The 14,665-nt window shown below is 47.1% G+C and carries 13 protein-coding genes; 5 read left to right on the top strand and 8 right to left on the bottom strand.

Annotated elements, in window-relative coordinates:
- Positions 1-106: 106 nt before the first annotated feature.
- The gene (lptF, locus tag H5715_RS06850) at positions 107-1,258 is read left to right on the top strand and encodes an LPS export ABC transporter permease LptF (RefSeq protein WP_075184607.1); all 1,152 of its coding nucleotides are present in this window, start codon (positions 107-109) and stop codon (positions 1,256-1,258) included.
- On the top strand, positions 1,255-2,316 hold the full coding sequence (gene lptG / locus H5715_RS06845; protein ID WP_075184608.1) for an LPS export ABC transporter permease LptG: 1,062 nt from the start codon (positions 1,255-1,257) through the stop codon (positions 2,314-2,316). Before lptF ends, lptG begins: the two co-directional genes overlap by 4 nt.
- On the opposite strand, the gene H5715_RS06840 is transcribed toward lptG, so the two are convergent.
- The 4 genes from H5715_RS06840 to H5715_RS06825 all read right to left on the bottom strand — a co-directional run bounded on the left by H5715_RS06840 (position 2,313) and on the right by H5715_RS06825 (position 5,648).
- Complete coding sequence (locus H5715_RS06840) at positions 2,313-2,825, bottom strand: RDD family protein (protein WP_075184609.1); 513 nt, start codon at positions 2,823-2,825, stop codon at positions 2,313-2,315. The two genes, lptG and H5715_RS06840, sit on opposite strands and share 4 nt — an antisense overlap.
- A 272-nt stretch (positions 2,826-3,097) precedes the next feature.
- Complete coding sequence (locus H5715_RS06835) at positions 3,098-3,403, bottom strand: hypothetical protein (RefSeq protein ID WP_139309718.1); 306 nt, start codon at positions 3,401-3,403, stop codon at positions 3,098-3,100.
- A gap of 483 nt (positions 3,404-3,886) precedes the next feature.
- Positions 3,887-4,810 (bottom strand): adenylate/guanylate cyclase domain-containing protein, encoded by a 924-nt coding sequence (locus H5715_RS06830; RefSeq protein WP_075184611.1) that lies wholly within the window; start codon positions 4,808-4,810, stop codon positions 3,887-3,889.
- A gap of 58 nt (positions 4,811-4,868) precedes the next feature.
- Positions 4,869-5,648 (bottom strand): DUF3108 domain-containing protein, encoded by a 780-nt coding sequence (locus H5715_RS06825; RefSeq protein WP_139309719.1) that lies wholly within the window; start codon positions 5,646-5,648, stop codon positions 4,869-4,871.
- Between the two features lie 561 nt (positions 5,649-6,209).
- Here H5715_RS06825 and zwf point away from each other — a divergent pair.
- Both zwf and gap read left to right on the top strand, forming a co-directional pair.
- Positions 6,210-7,700 (top strand): glucose-6-phosphate dehydrogenase, encoded by a 1,491-nt coding sequence (zwf, locus tag H5715_RS06820; RefSeq protein ID WP_075184612.1) that lies wholly within the window; start codon positions 6,210-6,212, stop codon positions 7,698-7,700.
- Positions 7,701-8,042: 342 nt separating this feature from the next.
- Complete coding sequence (gene gap / locus H5715_RS06815; protein WP_075184613.1) at positions 8,043-9,050, top strand: type I glyceraldehyde-3-phosphate dehydrogenase; 1,008 nt, start codon at positions 8,043-8,045, stop codon at positions 9,048-9,050.
- Between the two features lie 88 nt (positions 9,051-9,138).
- Here gap and H5715_RS06810 read toward each other — a convergent pair whose 3' ends face one another.
- The 3 genes from H5715_RS06810 to H5715_RS06800 all read right to left on the bottom strand — a co-directional run bounded on the left by H5715_RS06810 (position 9,139) and on the right by H5715_RS06800 (position 11,689).
- The gene (locus H5715_RS06810) at positions 9,139-9,504 is read right to left on the bottom strand and encodes a YbaN family protein (RefSeq protein WP_221892353.1); all 366 of its coding nucleotides are present in this window, start codon (positions 9,502-9,504) and stop codon (positions 9,139-9,141) included.
- A gap of 36 nt (positions 9,505-9,540) precedes the next feature.
- Entirely contained in the window at positions 9,541-10,419 is an 879-nt protein-coding gene (locus H5715_RS06805; protein ID WP_075184614.1) for a hypothetical protein, read from the bottom strand.
- Between the two features lie 106 nt (positions 10,420-10,525).
- Positions 10,526-11,689, bottom strand: a complete 1,164-nt coding sequence (locus H5715_RS06800) for an HD-GYP domain-containing protein (RefSeq protein WP_075184615.1) — start codon at positions 11,687-11,689, stop codon at positions 10,526-10,528.
- Positions 11,690-12,104: 415 nt separating this feature from the next.
- Between H5715_RS06800 and H5715_RS06795 the strand changes: the two genes are divergently transcribed.
- On the top strand, positions 12,105-13,499 hold the full coding sequence (locus H5715_RS06795) for a cellulose binding domain-containing protein (protein WP_075184616.1): 1,395 nt from the start codon (positions 12,105-12,107) through the stop codon (positions 13,497-13,499).
- A gap of 64 nt (positions 13,500-13,563) precedes the next feature.
- Here H5715_RS06795 and H5715_RS06790 read toward each other — a convergent pair whose 3' ends face one another.
- A complete protein-coding gene (locus H5715_RS06790; protein WP_075184617.1) occupies positions 13,564-14,580 on the bottom strand; it encodes a hypothetical protein in 1,017 nt (338 codons plus the stop codon).
- Positions 14,581-14,665: the final 85 nt, after the last annotated feature.

Here is a 14,665-nt window from a genome sequence, read left to right as displayed (position 1 = left end):
TATGGAATTCCAAAGCGGGTTCAAGATGTAAGGAGTTTAAGCGTTCGTTTTCATTGCAGCAAATCTGGTAGAATCTCGCCCTTCATTTTATAGAATGATTTTGCCAATGATTATATTCCGTTACTTAGCGCGCGAAGTGCTCAGCAGCATGTTTGCGGTGAGTTTAGTGTTGTTGATGATCATCATTAGTGCGCGTTTTGTGAACTATTTGGCCGAGGCTGCAACAGGCAAGCTGGATGCTGGTGTTTTGCTGACCTTAATGGCCTACCGACTACCGGCTTACCTCGAGCTGATCCTACCTTTAGGGTTATTTATTGGCATTCTCTTCGCCTATGGGCGCCTGTATCTGGACAGTGAAATGACCGTGCTTCATGCCTGTGGTATGAGCCAGAAGCGACTGGTGATGTTCACAACTGCGTCCTCACTGGTGGTGGCCATTGTAGTTGGCTTGTTTAGCTTGTATTTGGGGCCGGAAGGGGTGAGAGCGTCCGAGGCGCTTTTGGCAGAGCAGCGCAGCCGAACTGATTTTGAAACACTTAAGCCTTCGCGTTTCCACAATCTGGATGGCGGTACAGGTACTAGCTACGCCGAGTCTATTAGTGAAGATAAAAAGCAACTGCGTAATGTGTTTATGGCGAAGGTTTCCCCTATCGACACGTCGGTTGATTATGAACAGGAGCAGCAACGGGAAGTGGATTTAACGGTAGTCACCGCTGAATCCGGTGAAACCGTTATCGATGAAGGTTCGGGTCGTAAATACCTGCTGTTAAAAAATGGTCGACGTTATATTGGTATTCCGGGGGATGTCGATTACCGCGTTGTGAGTTTTTCCCAATATTCACAAATGCTGCCCGAGCCGGATTATGCGGTAAAACCAAAACGTTTTACCGATGGTTTAACTACTAAGAGCCTGTTTAACGAAAACACGGCTGCAGCCAATGCCGCTCTGCAGTGGCGGTTCTCCATGCCAGTACTGGTGATGGTTGTCGGCTTTCTTGCGGTACCGCTCAGTCGTACCCAGCCACGTCAGGGGCGCTACGCTAAAATGTTGCCCGCTGTCATTTTGTATATGGTGTATTTGGTTTGCGTAAACGCAGCGCGAGGCATGATCGAAGAAAATAACGAACCCATCGTAGGTACATTGTGGGTCGTGCACCTGGGGTTTTTCTGTTTAGGACTTTTGCTGTTGGCGGAAAAACGTTTTGTTTTCAGAAAAAAAACGATACTTAAACGTGGGCAAGCTGGAGGTGTGGCGTGATTAAATTGAAACGCTATATCGCTCAACAGGTATTGGCGGCTGTTATTGGTGTCTTGATGGTGATTGTGTCGTTGGATGCAATTGCCGATCTAGTTGATCAGCTGAGCCAGCTTAAGGGTAACTACGTTTTTATCGAAGCGCTCTTGTATGTACTGTTATACATACCTTCCAGCGTCTACGATTTTCTTCCTTTGGCCGCTCTGGTTGGCTGCTTGATCGGCTTAGGTCTGCTGGCTAATAGCTCTGAACTGGTGGTTATTCGCGCCGCGGGTGTTTCCATTCGTCAAATTATATGGGCTGTTATGCGGCCGGTGCTGCTGTTTATTTTTGCCGGTGCACTGTTGGGTGAATATGTTGCCCCCTATACCGATCAGTTTGCAGACAGCCGTCGCGCGTTTTTGCAAGGCCACGAAAAGGCTATGCAAAGTGAGCGTGGTTTGTGGTTTCGCGAAAACGATGAGTATATGCATTTTAATGCGGTATTGCCGAACGGTAAGCTCTACGGCATTACGCGCTACCGATTCGACACTGACGGTAATCTTGTGCAAGCCAGTTTTATTCACTCCGCTATTTATCAGGGTGAATACTGGGCGGAGCAGGAGGGTGAAATAACTTATTTTGAGGGCGATCTTATTCGTCGTGAAGAATTTATAACCCGGCACTGGTATACGGAAGTGTCGCCGGACTTATTGAACGTGCTGGTTCTGGATCCGGATGAGCTGCCTATGCAGCGCTTAAACGCCTACGCGAATTATCAGGAAAAGCAGAATATTGATTCCAGTCAATATCGTCTCGCCTTCTGGCAAAAAGCCTTGCAGCCTCTGGCGACGCTCAGTTTGGTGATGATTGCGATCTCGTTTATTTTTGGCCCCTTGCGTCAAACCACGATGGGGTTCCGGGTTTTTATCGGGGTTATTGTGGGGCTTGTCTTCCAAACCAGCCAGAAGTTGCTGGGTCCTATCTCCATTATTATGGGGTTTTCACCGATGTTTGCGGTTTTAACGCCCATTCTTGCCTGTTTTGTCTTGGGCTGGTTGTTAATTAAGCGTTCGGGTTAGTTCGGAGCGCTTTTTTTCTTGCGTGGCGCCGTAAGGATGACACGGGTTTGGCTCAGCTTGTCGTGTAAACAATCGCCATTGATATCAAATGCACGCCACCAGTAGCCCAATCCACCAACCGCGATAGCCAGAAAAGATAGGGGCGCGCGCGCCAAGCTCTTGGTTAAACTGGGCTGCCTTACTTCAGGCAGTTCTGACAAAGTGATGACCTGCAGCCTCCAGGCCCGCATTCCCGCTGTTTGTCCGGCTCTATGCCAAAAGAATACATAAAAACCCGTCAGCGTCGTTACCAAACCGGTTAGCAGCAGGAGATTACCGATGCTGCTTGTGACCATAGGTTGGTATTCACCGCCAGTTGAGTCACCGTGGATTAAAAACAGAACTAGCGTTGCCAGGGCGCCGTAGCCCATGCTTAGGGCCATTAGCAGGAAGCTGTCATACAACATTGAGGCAAATCGTCGCCAAAGTGGGGCGCCCTTTGAGGTATCTGTAATAAATGCTTCGGCCATATTGATTTTACTGCCTTAAAATTGATAACAGCATTTTACGGGGAATGGGGTGTGGGTGGTAGGGGGCCGTATCTAACGTGGCTTTTAGTTTGATTTTGGTTGAGGGCTGAGTGTAGGGCGCAGCCCTTGGGTATCTGTGCTCGAACAGCGTACTGCCTTCTGCCTTATCTCAGCATATAAAAAATCCCGTACAGGTACGGAACTGGAGGTGACAGACGATTTGGGCGCAGGGGCCCATCAAGATGGGCATAAGGTTAGTGCTCGGTGCTACACTAGAATTGGAACTTCATACCTAGCATCACTTTGTTTCCCGACACTTCTAAAGAGTAGGTATTCCAGATTGATGTTTCAAAATCGTTATTCTCTGGCTGCTCCACCAAGTTATTTTGCATCTTATAGCGAACGCTGATAAACCGCTTCAAGCCAATTTTCAGAAATTTACTGACCGCTTTATTGCCAGACCAGGTGTTGTGCTGGTCCTGTAATAGCCACTGGCTATTCAACAGGCGAACCTGATTCGTCATGCTGGTGTCACGCCGCATTTGCGCAGAGTGGATTAATGCTTCGTCATCCATCATATGGACAGCCAGAAATGTTAATGGGCTTTGTATGTTTTTGGTGTGGATACTAGCCTCGTTGTCCCCAAAAAATGCCGCAAGGCAGGGGCAGCAGATGCCCAGCCCGCACAAAGCTATAGCCAGCTTTGTACAGCACGCTTTTATACCTTTTAGAAAAATCGGGACCATTTTGGGATGCCTCCGGGTTAGTTGATAAGTCCAGATTACTAAAATGGTGGAAATAAGAAAGATGCCCGGTTATACCAAATCGTAATCCAGAGGCCGAAATATAGGTGCAATTGATCACAGTTTTGTTTGGCTGAAGTGAGACTTGTTTGGAGTAGCTAAATGGGGCGATAGTGTTTACTAACGTTGTGTATGTAATTAAAAGAGCGGGAGTGGTTCTTTATGCTGAATAAAACATGTTTTTAACGCCACCATTACAAATAAATATAGTTATAAAGTGCTATTTCTAGGTTTTCTGGGTTTTAGGTGGTGTTTTCTTCACAGGTGTCTGAATCGGATCATATTGTCTTCAGTTTGCTCCGGTTGTCCTAGCGTGATAACACCAGCCTTTACAAGCGGTGCGGATTCACGGCGTAAATAGATCTGAGGTTGCCCACTCTCTTGAAGGTAGCTGCCGTTGGTGCTTCGGTCTTCGTAGATAAATTTGCCTCGATGAAATGACACAACGCCATGCAAGCGAGAGACTTTAGGGTCAGTAATCGTACATTGGGCTACCGCCGGGTCGCGGCCAATTGTGAGGGGCTTGTCGGCGGCAGTGAAATAGAAGGTCTCTTGCTCGATGGTAAGTTCAAGCTCGTTAGAAAATTGAGTTTTCGCCGAAATCATGCTTCCGCTTACTTGTGTGGCGCTGAGATCTGTACAGTTCTCTTGCTGCCAATTCAGGCGGTAAACCAGAGCTTTACTCTCGCTGCCTTTAAGCATTAGGCGGTCGTATAGCTCACAGTAATTTAACAGCCAGTAGGGCATTCCTTCCTGCATGGGCTGGTCCATAAGCACTTGTTTGCTCTGTGCTGCGCGTACAAGGCTGGCCGCTCGGTTAACGGTGTTACCAAAAACATCGGGACCATCGAATATTAATGCACCGACGGCCATTCCCGTTCTAATGGCTTGATTTTGTTCCTGGATTTTCAGGTTGAGAGCTATGGCCGATTCGGCAGCGCTTTCCGGCTCCGTGAAAATAACCATTATTTCGTCCCCAATGGTTTTGACCAGCTGGCCTTTGTGAGCTTGGACGACCTGAATCATAAGTGAGACAAGGCGATCAATTTCACGTTGCGCACGGGTGTTCCCCAGCATCTGGTAGATGTTCGAGCTGCCAACAATGTCAGCGAAAAGTACGGCGTGTTCGCCAACATTTTCCTGTGTGGCAATATCGGCGCCTTTTTCTAGTGATCCAGCCATGAGTGTTTCCTTTGGGAGCGGGAATATTACACTCTTTTGAGTATGGCTGTATTCTGTTCTACGGCGTTGAGGCCTGGTAAATATTGCTCACCAGTTTAGGGGATGCGGTATAGCTTTTGAGAAAGATATTATAAGAGTCGCCATCTTCCTCAATGTGTTCAATACGGCCAATCTGATAATTGAGTTCGGGGATTAACCATATGCGGGTTTTTTTCAAGTCGTCGAGGTTAATTCGCTCAAATTTGATTGCGGGGTAATCTTTTGCGCCAACGGTAAGTGCCTCGTCTGCGGTTTTGTGAAATAGCAAGGTTTGTACTTTGCTCGGTTTTACAAAGGTTAGGCGAAATGCGTCTTTACCACTAAAAGCTTCGCGCTGCATTTGAAGCTGGTATAGCACTGGGTCAAGTACTCCAGGCTCTAGTTTGTGCTCACGGTTTTTTTCCGGTTTGTCTTTTCTCTCATATCGAGCCGTCTTACTATCCCAATCAAAGCTGATTTTTTCATCGGCTTTAAATCCAATAACACTGCGGGTATAGCGGTATTCGGAGGGCTGCATTACTCCATTTTCAAACTTGAAATTGCTCTTTTCTGTGATTGAGCCAAGGATGTTTTTCATACGGGATTCAACGAGAAATGTACTTGCATCTTTTGCAATCAGTGTTCGAGTTGATGTAATGGTCATGCCCGAATATTTGCCTTCATATTCTGCCTTAAACAGAATTTCGTCTGCCGCGGTGATAGGTGAGACGAAAGCACAATATGCCCATAGTACAAAGCAAAGAAGGCTAAAAACTGATTTTTCACCGGAGGAGCTGTTAATCGATAGTTTAGTTGGCATAACAGGTTGAAGATTCCTTTGCGATTACTGTGATGTTGTGAATTCTATAAGTGAGAATATGAATAGTATCTGAATTGCGAGTGTAAGGCTTTTGTCCTGTGTATTTCAGGGCTCCTGTCCGTATTTGAACAATGTGATTTTCGGGTTTTTGGCGTCTGCCCTGGCTTCCTTTTTATGTCTAAAACTATAGTTTCCAGCTATGAGCCGGTGAGGTTGAATGAGTTCCGTTCACAGTCTAAAATGGCCGCGCTTTTATAGGTTTTTTGGTGTACGTATACGTTTGGTATAAACGTGCCTGAAACCAAAATCTTGGCTATCGATAATCGTAGCTTTATTAGTCGTTAGTGCGAAAACTGATCGCCCTTAAAACCAATAAACAAATAGCAGCCGTTTCGGGTTATCACTAGCGCCCGGATCGATCCCCTGATCTTTTCTCATCCGCTTTACGATCCCTTTCCGGAACGTGTTGTGCCACGAGGTTAGGGGGGTGGTATACGTAAAACCGCGCTAGATACATATTGATCTAGTCGTTTCTGAATTAAGGTGTCCAAAGGTAAAGGTATGAAAACAGACCTGTTGATTGTTGGTGGTGATGGTGATCTGGCTCTTCGTAAGCTGTATCCATCGCTGTACTATCTTGAGCTAAACAACTGCATGCCAGAAAACACCCGTATTATTGGTATGGCGCGCACCGGTCAAACGCGAGAAGAATTCCATTCTAAGATTAATATCTGGTTGAAAAGTAAAATCAAGGAAGAGCTGTATTCAGAAGAAAAATGGCTGAGCTTTGCGGATAAAATCTGGTTTGGGCAGGGTGATGCAACCGACCCGGAGGCCCTGGAGCGTGTTAAAAGTGAGTTTTTTGAGAATGATAACCACCTGGTGATCTACCTCGCTGTTCCGCCCATGATTTTCGGTAATGTATGCAGCTCTATTAACCGTTGCGGCCTAAACCGTCCAACCACTCGCCTAGTGATCGAAAAGCCATTGGGAGACAGCCGGGAATCATTTCTCGCGATTAATAACGAGTTGTCTCGTACCTTCAGTGAGGAGCAGATTTTTCGCATTGATCACTATTTGGGTAAGGAGTCGGTGCAAAACTTACTGGCCTTGCGTTTTGCCAACGATATGTTCGAGCCATTGTGGAATTCCCGTTATATCGACCATATTCAGATTACGGTTACGGAATCTGTAGGTGTAGGCAACCGATGGGCGTTTTATGACCAAACAGGGGCAACTCGCGATATGGTGCAGAACCATCTATTGCAGGTGTTGTGTCTGGTGGCTATGGAACCGCCTGCATCATTGAATGCCGAGTCGGTGCGTGCTGAAAAACTGAAGGTGTTAAATGCTTTGCGCTTGATTCCTCATGAAGAAGTCGAGAGCCTGACTGTTCGGGGTCAATATGGCAGCGGCTATGTGGATGATGAGGACGTGCCGGGCTACCGTGAAGAAAAATCGGATAAGTATAAGGTTGATCCGAATAGCCAGACGGAAACGTTTGTGGCGATTAAGGCTGAAATTGAAAACTGGCGCTGGTCTGGCGTGCCGGTTTATCTGCGTACAGGTAAGCGTATGCACAAGCGCCACTCGGAAATTGTGATTCAGTTTAAACAGAGCCGGCATCAGATCTTTGAGGAAAACCATTCCGAACATAAGGCTAATCAGCTGATTATTCAGTTGCAGCCGGATGCCGGTATTGCGCTGCGTTTGATGCATAAAGTTCCCGGCCTGGATGCAGGTATTCCTGTTGAAGACGGTGTACTGAATTTTTCTTTTGACGAAAAAGAACAAAAAGTGACCTATGACGCCTATTCTCGCCTGTTCTTTGATGTGTTGCGCAACGATCCAACGCTGTTTGTCAGTGCTGCCGAAGTTGAGGCTGCCTGGAAATGGGTCGATCAGATTTTTGCTGGGTGGAAAGCTACAGGTATGCCCGTTGAAGAGTACCAGTCTGGGGGCTTAGGTCCTGATGGCGCCGACGAACTGTTAGGTCGAGATGATCGCAAGTGGCTTAACGAAGACTTTGAGCTGTGGTGTGCGCTCGACTAGTCGAGCTGCAAGTGCCTGCTGGAGAGCCCGGTTTCAGGGCTCTATTGGCCAGTTAACGGATTTTTATATCTGAATACTCATTTTCTTGATCTTGGCTATACTCTTCGTGTGGAGGAACGCATCGAAAAACGCTAGAATGGCGACCGTTTTTGGTAGACATTCCTGTTCGCCAAATAAAGGCGGGGAAGCGATCCTGATATGTGTCGCACAAGCCACCGAATCAAGTAGATGTAAAGAGGTACACCGTAGCTAAATCGGTATACGGTGGCCGAGCAACAACTACCCACGCAACTCTTAAGCCGTAATCTACCGGCTTACTATTTCACACTCTAGGAGAAAACTATGAGCACCATTAAAGTCGGAATCAATGGCTTTGGCCGTATCGGCAGACTCGTTTTTCGTGCTGCTTGCGAGCGCGATAATGTTGAGATTGTTGGTATCAACGATCTGTTAGACGTCGATTACATCGCTTACATGCTGAAGTACGATTCTACTCATGGTCAATTTAACGGCGATGTTGAAGTTAAAGATGGCAAGCTGATTGTTAACGGTAAAAACATTCGTGTAACTTCCGAGCGTGACCCAGCTAACCTGAAGTGGGACGAAGTTGGCGCAGATTACGTTGCTGAAGCCACAGGTATCTTCTTGACCAAAGAAACAGCAGAAGCTCACCTGAAAGCGGGTGCCAAGAAGGTTGTTCTGACTGGCCCATCTAAAGATGACACCCCAATGTTTGTAATGGGTGTTAACAACGACAAGTACACTCCAGACGTTAACATCGTATCTAACGCCTCTTGTACTACTAACTGTCTTGCGCCACTGGCCAAAGTTGTTAATGATAACTGGGGTATTGAAGAAGCGCTGATGACAACTGTTCACGCTACTACAGCTACCCAGAAAACTGTTGACGGTCCTTCTATGAAAGACTGGCGCGGTGGCCGTGGTGCAGGCCAGAACATCATCCCATCTTCAACTGGTGCAGCCAAAGCAGTAGGTAAAGTTATCCCTGAGCTGAACGGTAAACTGACTGGTATGGCCTTCCGTGTGCCAACTCCTGATGTGTCTGTTGTTGACTTGACTGTTCGTCTGCAGAAGCCTGCTACTTATGACGAAATCAAAGCTGCAATGAAGGCTGCTTCTGAAGGTGAAATGGCTGGCGTTCTGGGTTACACCGAAGACGCAGTTGTTTCTACAGACTTCGTTGGCGATTCCCGCACCTCTATCTTTGATGCAGATGCTGGCATTCAGTTGAGTGACAAGTTTGTTAAGCTGGTTTCCTGGTACGACAACGAGTGGGGTTATTCCTGTAAAGTTGTTGAGCTGATGGAATACATGGATTCTAAAGCTTAATTTAGCTCTAGATCTATTACTTGCCGCGAAGGTTGCGGGCAAGAAAAAAGCGGTGAGCTACCTTCGGGTACTTGCCGTTTTTTTATGCTTATCGCTCAGGTAGGCGAGCAATAAAGTAGAGGCAGGTACAGAGCATAATGATCAGAAAAATACGGACATAAAGCAAAGGGACGATAAATATTGAAAAGCTAAAGGTAACAATTACCACAAAAATCGCCCAGCGTTTAACTGGCTTTTTAATACCGCGGTACCTTTGCCAGTCGTCGATAATAGGACCGAAAAAAGGGCTGTTTATTAGCCATTGGTGAAACCTGTCTGAACTCTTAGCAAAACAGGCGGCGGCCAATATAAGAAAAGGGGTTGTCGGTAGAATCGGAAGAAAAATACCTACAAAGCCGAAAATTACGGCAATCCAGCCTGCCGTAATTAGTAGTATTCGCTTCCATAGCATCATATGAAGGATGCTCCTATGCAGGGGGAGTTGAAGGCCTTATTGACAGGGAATTGGAGAGTCATCAACGACCAGATTATCAATGTAAAGTGTTTTGGGCTTTGCGGTTGAGTGATATTGTTCAATGCCCACACTCAATTGCGTAAAGCTTTCAGGGCCTGTCCACTGACCCATTTGCACATTACCTAAACAGCCGTCACCCCGATTTTTTATCTGTAGTTCTGTTAGTTCTGATTTGTTTAACCAGAAACGCATTTCATTGGTTTTGCTGTTGAAATACCACTGTACGCAAGACCATTCGTTTTTTGGGAAAAGATAGTGCTGAGGCGGCGGTGCTGAGCCATCGGCATTAGGGTGTTTCCAGCAGTCCGTCAGCCAGTCGGTTATGCCATCTTGATTTCTGTCGACCCATGTATCGTAGTTTGCCATAACGTGATCGTTGCGCCCGTCGATCCTTCCTCGATACATGACAGTTGTATCTGAGGGGATTCCAGAGTGTTGTTTTGATGTGCCACTTGCCTGCACTAAAGTGAAGTCGGTATTCAGGGCATTTTCACCGCTGAGATAAACGAACATACGCCCGTAGAGTTGTGTTTGTAGATCCGCTATATCGGCGAGATCTATATCTAGAAAGTTGGTGTTGTAGCCGTTGCCGCTTGCAGTGATTTGCAGTGATTGCTTTCCTGTATGCGATTGTAGTGAGCTTAAGCTGATGTTGCCTGTCTGTTCTTGCGGTATGCGTGAGTCTTCAAATGTTTCACATATTAAGTAGGTGTTGGGGCAGGGCTTGGTGGTCGTGCGTTTGTCGGTGACTCTGCGCGTATTTTCCGTTGCTGTATTTTGCTTGTAGGGTTCTGGGGTGCAGCCAGTTAATATTGGCAAAGCCGCAAAAAAAACAATGGAAAAGAGGTGATGCATAGGTGTTGTCTTGTGGCTTGGCGTTATTCAGGAAATAGAGCCAAGGGTACACGAATGTGAGCTTGAGTATCTAGCGGAGAAAACACTTTAGCGCATTTAAGAGTGTCTATATAAACTCGTTTAGAGCGATATCGTATTGTTCGGGGTGGAGGGCGTCCAAAATGGTGATATCGGTTTCTTTTGCCAAATCAATAATACTGGGCTTTTCATGTTTATTGTGACGGACGTTGTAGATAACTTTAACTGTGGGTTGAACGGGTTCTAAGGGGTGAGTGCTAATAACAATGCCAGCGCTGCCGTTACTGAGTTCGACAAAGCTGCCGACAGGATAAACGCTCATACAGCGAATAAATTGCAGAACCAGATCCCTGTCCAGATGGTCATTGCTTAAGTCCATTAAAAGCTGCATAGCTTCGGCGGGTGGCTTGCCGTCGTGATATACGCGTGAAGCAGTGATGGCGTCATACACATCGACAATTGCGGCTAGTTTACCGTAGGAATTGATCTCAAATTCTTTAAGTCCCATAGGGTACCCAGTGCCATCGAGTCGTTCGTGATGCATACCGCAGATAGAGAGAGCCACCTCAGAGATACCTTCAGATTTCAATAGTGTCTCTTGACCATAAACAACATGACGTTTCATTTCTTGCCATTCATCCTCCGTGAGTTTTCCCGGTTTGTGGAGAATATGGTTTGGTACGCGAACTTTACCGATATCGTGGAGTAAGGCACCTGTTACCAGCTGGTGAACGAGTTCCTGTTCGTAGCCAAGGAAGCGGCTGAATACACCCATAAGGATGCCAACGTTAATAGAGTGCTCCAGCAGATATTGGTCTTTCTCTCGAATGGCCGACAAGCAGAGTAAGGCGTTGTGGTTGTTTAGTACGGAGTTATTTATATCGTCCGCCAATCCTTCTACGGGGCCAACGTCAATAGCTTTGCCCATTTTGACGTTGTTCATCAACTCGTTGACGAGGTTCTTTGCCTCGGCATACACCTTCTGCGCTTGTTCGCGCTCCTGCTCCAGGCTGACGGTAGCTTGAAGGGTTGCATTTTTCGGGGGGAGTGGAAGGGTGAACGGGGAATCCAGGCCTTTGTGGGTGTCGATATAGAGTTCTGTTAAGCCCATATTGGTAAGCTTGTCGACCGTTTCCCACCTCCGTATAAAGCCTTTGGGGCGCAGCTCGCCCTTGTCAATGCCCGGTGTTTGATCTGACACATACATGCCCAGCTCAACTTTATCGATGGGTATGCGTTTGATCAGACTCATTGGCGGTGTCTCAGTAGTGAAAATATACAGTGTAGGTCAAGTATAGGCGTTTTATCTTCGGATGCCTGGCCTGGAATACCGCACAAATGTGATGAATTTTTTTCCTACCCAGTCTTTAACTGAAAGGCCTGTTGGTTGTTGCGACGATGAATATACACATGATGGTTTATATGTCCGTCTAAAGTTCCAATAAGCGATTAAAAGCTTCATACGGAATGATAGTTTTTTTAAAAACGGCCTAAGTTCGTTTTTATCTTCTAACAAATAGTGCTAAAACGTCCCTGTAGCTACAAACGGTTACATTCATAATAGTTATAACATTCACATTCATATTCCCGATCACAACTCACACTAAGATTCGAGAGGTATCGCTGTACGACATCAGTGAGACCGGGCAGTCAGAAGAGACTTGAACATGCGTATCTGCAATATTAAGTGGTATTCAATGATCGTTGCCTTATTGGCAATTTTTACTATCTCCTCCGTGCAAGCTCAAAGGGTTATGCCTTTGGGGGATTCTATTACCGGTAGCCCGGGCTGCTGGCGAGCTTATCTGTGGGATAAGCTACAGAATGCGGGCTACACCGGCCTGGATTTTGTTGGTTCTCTTGGGCCTCAGGGCTGCTCTATAGCGCACGATGGCGATAATGAAGGTCACGGCGGTATTCTTGCCACCAATATGGCGAATCAAAACCAGTTGGGCCCGTGGCTGTCACAAACGAATCCTGAGATCGTGTTGATGCACTTGGGCACCAACGATGTTTGGAGTGCGCGTTCAACATCCTTAATTTTGGATGCTTTCACGTCCTTGGTGAACGCTATGCGTTCTAATAACCCCAGCATGAAAATTCTGGTGGCTCAAATTATTCCTATGGACCCAGCGGGTTCCTGCGCTGATTGTGACCAGCGTGTGATTGCTCTAAATAATGCCATTCCTGGTTGGGCTTCTGGTCTTAGTACTCAGGCTTCACCAATTTATGTTGTTGACCTATGGACAGGCTTTGATGCGGTTGCCGACACCGGCGACGGTGTTCACCCTAACGACGGTGGCGACAGGAAAATGGCTGATGGGTGGTTCGCCGCTTTGACGCCAGTATTGGACGGCACTAGCAGTTCGTCCAGCAGTAGCAGTTCTTCAAGTAGCTCTAGCTCGTCTACGAGCAGTAGCTCCAGTTCTTCTTCGAGCAGTAGCTCAAACGGCACTGGCGAGTGTACCGAGATGTGTAAGTGGTATCAGGATGACCCTCGTCCACTATGTCAGAATCAGGATAGCGGTTGGGGTTGGGAAGATCAGCAGAGCTGTGTCGGTAGAACCACCTGTGAAAGCCAGGGTGGAAGTGGGGGTGTTGTGGAAATATGTGACGGTTCCAGTTCATCTATCAGCTCGTCTTCTAGTAGCAGCTCTAGCTCCTCGTCTTCCAGCAGCAGTTCCATTTCCTCCTCCAGCTCTTCCTCAACAAGTAGTAGCTCCAGCTCGTCTTCCAGCAGTAGCTCCTCCAGTAGCAACAATTCTGGGGGTATCGCCTGTGAAGTGACGTATATGAATCACTGGGGATCTGGTTACCAGGTTGATGTTGAGGTGAGCAATGGTGGAAGCTCGACTACATCTGGTTGGACGGTCGTGGTTGAATTTGGTGAGGATCCACAGGTTACCGGCAGCTGGAATGCGTCTGTATCTGAAGGTGGAACCAGCGTTACCGCGAGCAATATAGCCTGGAATGGCAATTTGGCTGCTGGAGTTTCAACAAGCTTCGGCATACAGGGGAATTCGGATGGCGGTTTGGCCACGCCAACCTGTACGGCTCAGTAATTAGGGACTGAACAAAAAAAAGCCCCGTTCGACCGGGGCTTTTTTTGTGTGCTAGCAAAAAAGATTAGTCGAGCAGCTTTTTATTGAATATAACAAATCGGGCGTTGCGAATGTTGGTGGTGTCGTAAATTACAACATAGGTATCGCCGTTGGCCTTTTCCGGAATGGTGACGGAAAACTTGCGCAGGTTAATGGTCAATTTATGCTTGCCTTGGGTAAGTTGAGTTTCCGTATAAAATTGCTCATTACCCATATACTCTAGCTCAACGACTTCGTTGCGGTCGATTTCCATTAGCAACTCGTTGTAGCGGCGATGTTCACGCTTATCAGCGGTTTTGGTCAGCTCGTTTAGCTTGTGCATTTCTTCCCGAGCGTAGAGCTGACGGGGTGTTAAGTCTTGAGATGCCGCGTTGTTACCTGTTTTTACTGGGGCCGCAGCGACAACTGCCGTTTGGATAGTTTTTGCAATTGGGGTGTCTTCACTTTCAACAACTACGGGGGGTGGCTCGGGTGTTGCAATAGGCGCCGGCCGTGGCGTTGCCGCAGGTAGAGGGCTAGCAATTTTTATCGGCTGGGGAGCCGCGGCAGGTTGGCGTTCGCGGGTGCTTAATGTCTTCGCTCGAGAGGTCAGGGAGGGAATCTCGTCTTTTAACCAGCTTATATCGTTTTCAAGTTTTTCCTTTTCTGCGCTCAGCTCTTCGAATTTTCGCATGACTCTTTCCAGGCGTTTCTCCCTGCTCTGTACTGCTCGCTCAGCAAGTTCTAAACGCCTTTGAGCCATATCCTGCTTACGGGCGGAATCTTCAGATGTATCGATCTTGGCTTGGGTAAGATTGGATTGCGCTTCTCTGAGGTCTACTTTTGCAGCATCTAGCTGTGACGCCGCGTCATCTTTTTTGGCTTCATATGCCAATAAACGGTTTTCAACCGTTTCCAGTGCGGCGCCTTTATTGGAGATTGAGGCCTGATATCTCTCGACTTTAGTCGTTAGCTCCGAGGAGGTTTCTGCGGCGGTGTAGGGTATGTATGCGAGGCTACTACAGAGTGTTAATACGGACAACGCCAAGCGTAGGTTATTCATTCGAGAGGGGCTCCTTGGATAGGGGGAAATAAACAGCTTACAAATTGTACATTAGTACTAAAGTTTATGTAAGGTTCAATGCTTA

The sequence above is a fragment of the Teredinibacter haidensis genome (genome assembly GCF_014211975.1).
In the GTDB taxonomy this organism is placed as follows: domain Bacteria; phylum Pseudomonadota; class Gammaproteobacteria; order Pseudomonadales; family Cellvibrionaceae; genus Teredinibacter; species Teredinibacter haidensis.
The sequence above is the reverse complement of the archived record's forward strand: the minus strand, read 5'-3'. Positions and strand labels throughout refer to the sequence as shown.

Bases quoted from the DNA above. Each gene is read 5' to 3' on its own strand.
- lptF (WP_075184607.1), top strand. From the start codon at position 107: ATGATTATATTCCGTTACTTAGCGCGCGAAGTGCTCAGCAGCATGTTT.
- H5715_RS06825 (WP_139309719.1), bottom strand. From the start codon at position 5,648: ATGCCAACTAAACTATCGATTAACAGCTCCTCCGGTGAAAAATCAGTT.
- H5715_RS06835 (WP_139309718.1), bottom strand. From the start codon at position 3,403: ATGATGGATGACGAAGCATTAATCCACTCTGCGCAAATGCGGCGTGAC.
- H5715_RS06830 (WP_075184611.1), bottom strand. From the start codon at position 4,810: ATGGCTGGATCACTAGAAAAAGGCGCCGATATTGCCACACAGGAAAAT.
- H5715_RS06795 (WP_075184616.1), top strand. From the start codon at position 12,105: ATGCGTATCTGCAATATTAAGTGGTATTCAATGATCGTTGCCTTATTG.
- zwf (WP_075184612.1), top strand. From the start codon at position 6,210: ATGAAAACAGACCTGTTGATTGTTGGTGGTGATGGTGATCTGGCTCTT.
- H5715_RS06790 (WP_075184617.1), bottom strand. From the start codon at position 14,580: ATGAATAACCTACGCTTGGCGTTGTCCGTATTAACACTCTGTAGTAGC.
- H5715_RS06805 (WP_075184614.1), bottom strand. From the start codon at position 10,419: ATGCATCACCTCTTTTCCATTGTTTTTTTTGCGGCTTTGCCAATATTA.
- H5715_RS06800 (WP_075184615.1), bottom strand. From the start codon at position 11,689: ATGAGTCTGATCAAACGCATACCCATCGATAAAGTTGAGCTGGGCATG.
- gap (WP_075184613.1), top strand. From the start codon at position 8,043: ATGAGCACCATTAAAGTCGGAATCAATGGCTTTGGCCGTATCGGCAGA.
- H5715_RS06840 (WP_075184609.1), bottom strand. From the start codon at position 2,825: ATGGCCGAAGCATTTATTACAGATACCTCAAAGGGCGCCCCACTTTGG.
- H5715_RS06810 (WP_221892353.1), bottom strand. From the start codon at position 9,504: ATGATGCTATGGAAGCGAATACTACTAATTACGGCAGGCTGGATTGCC.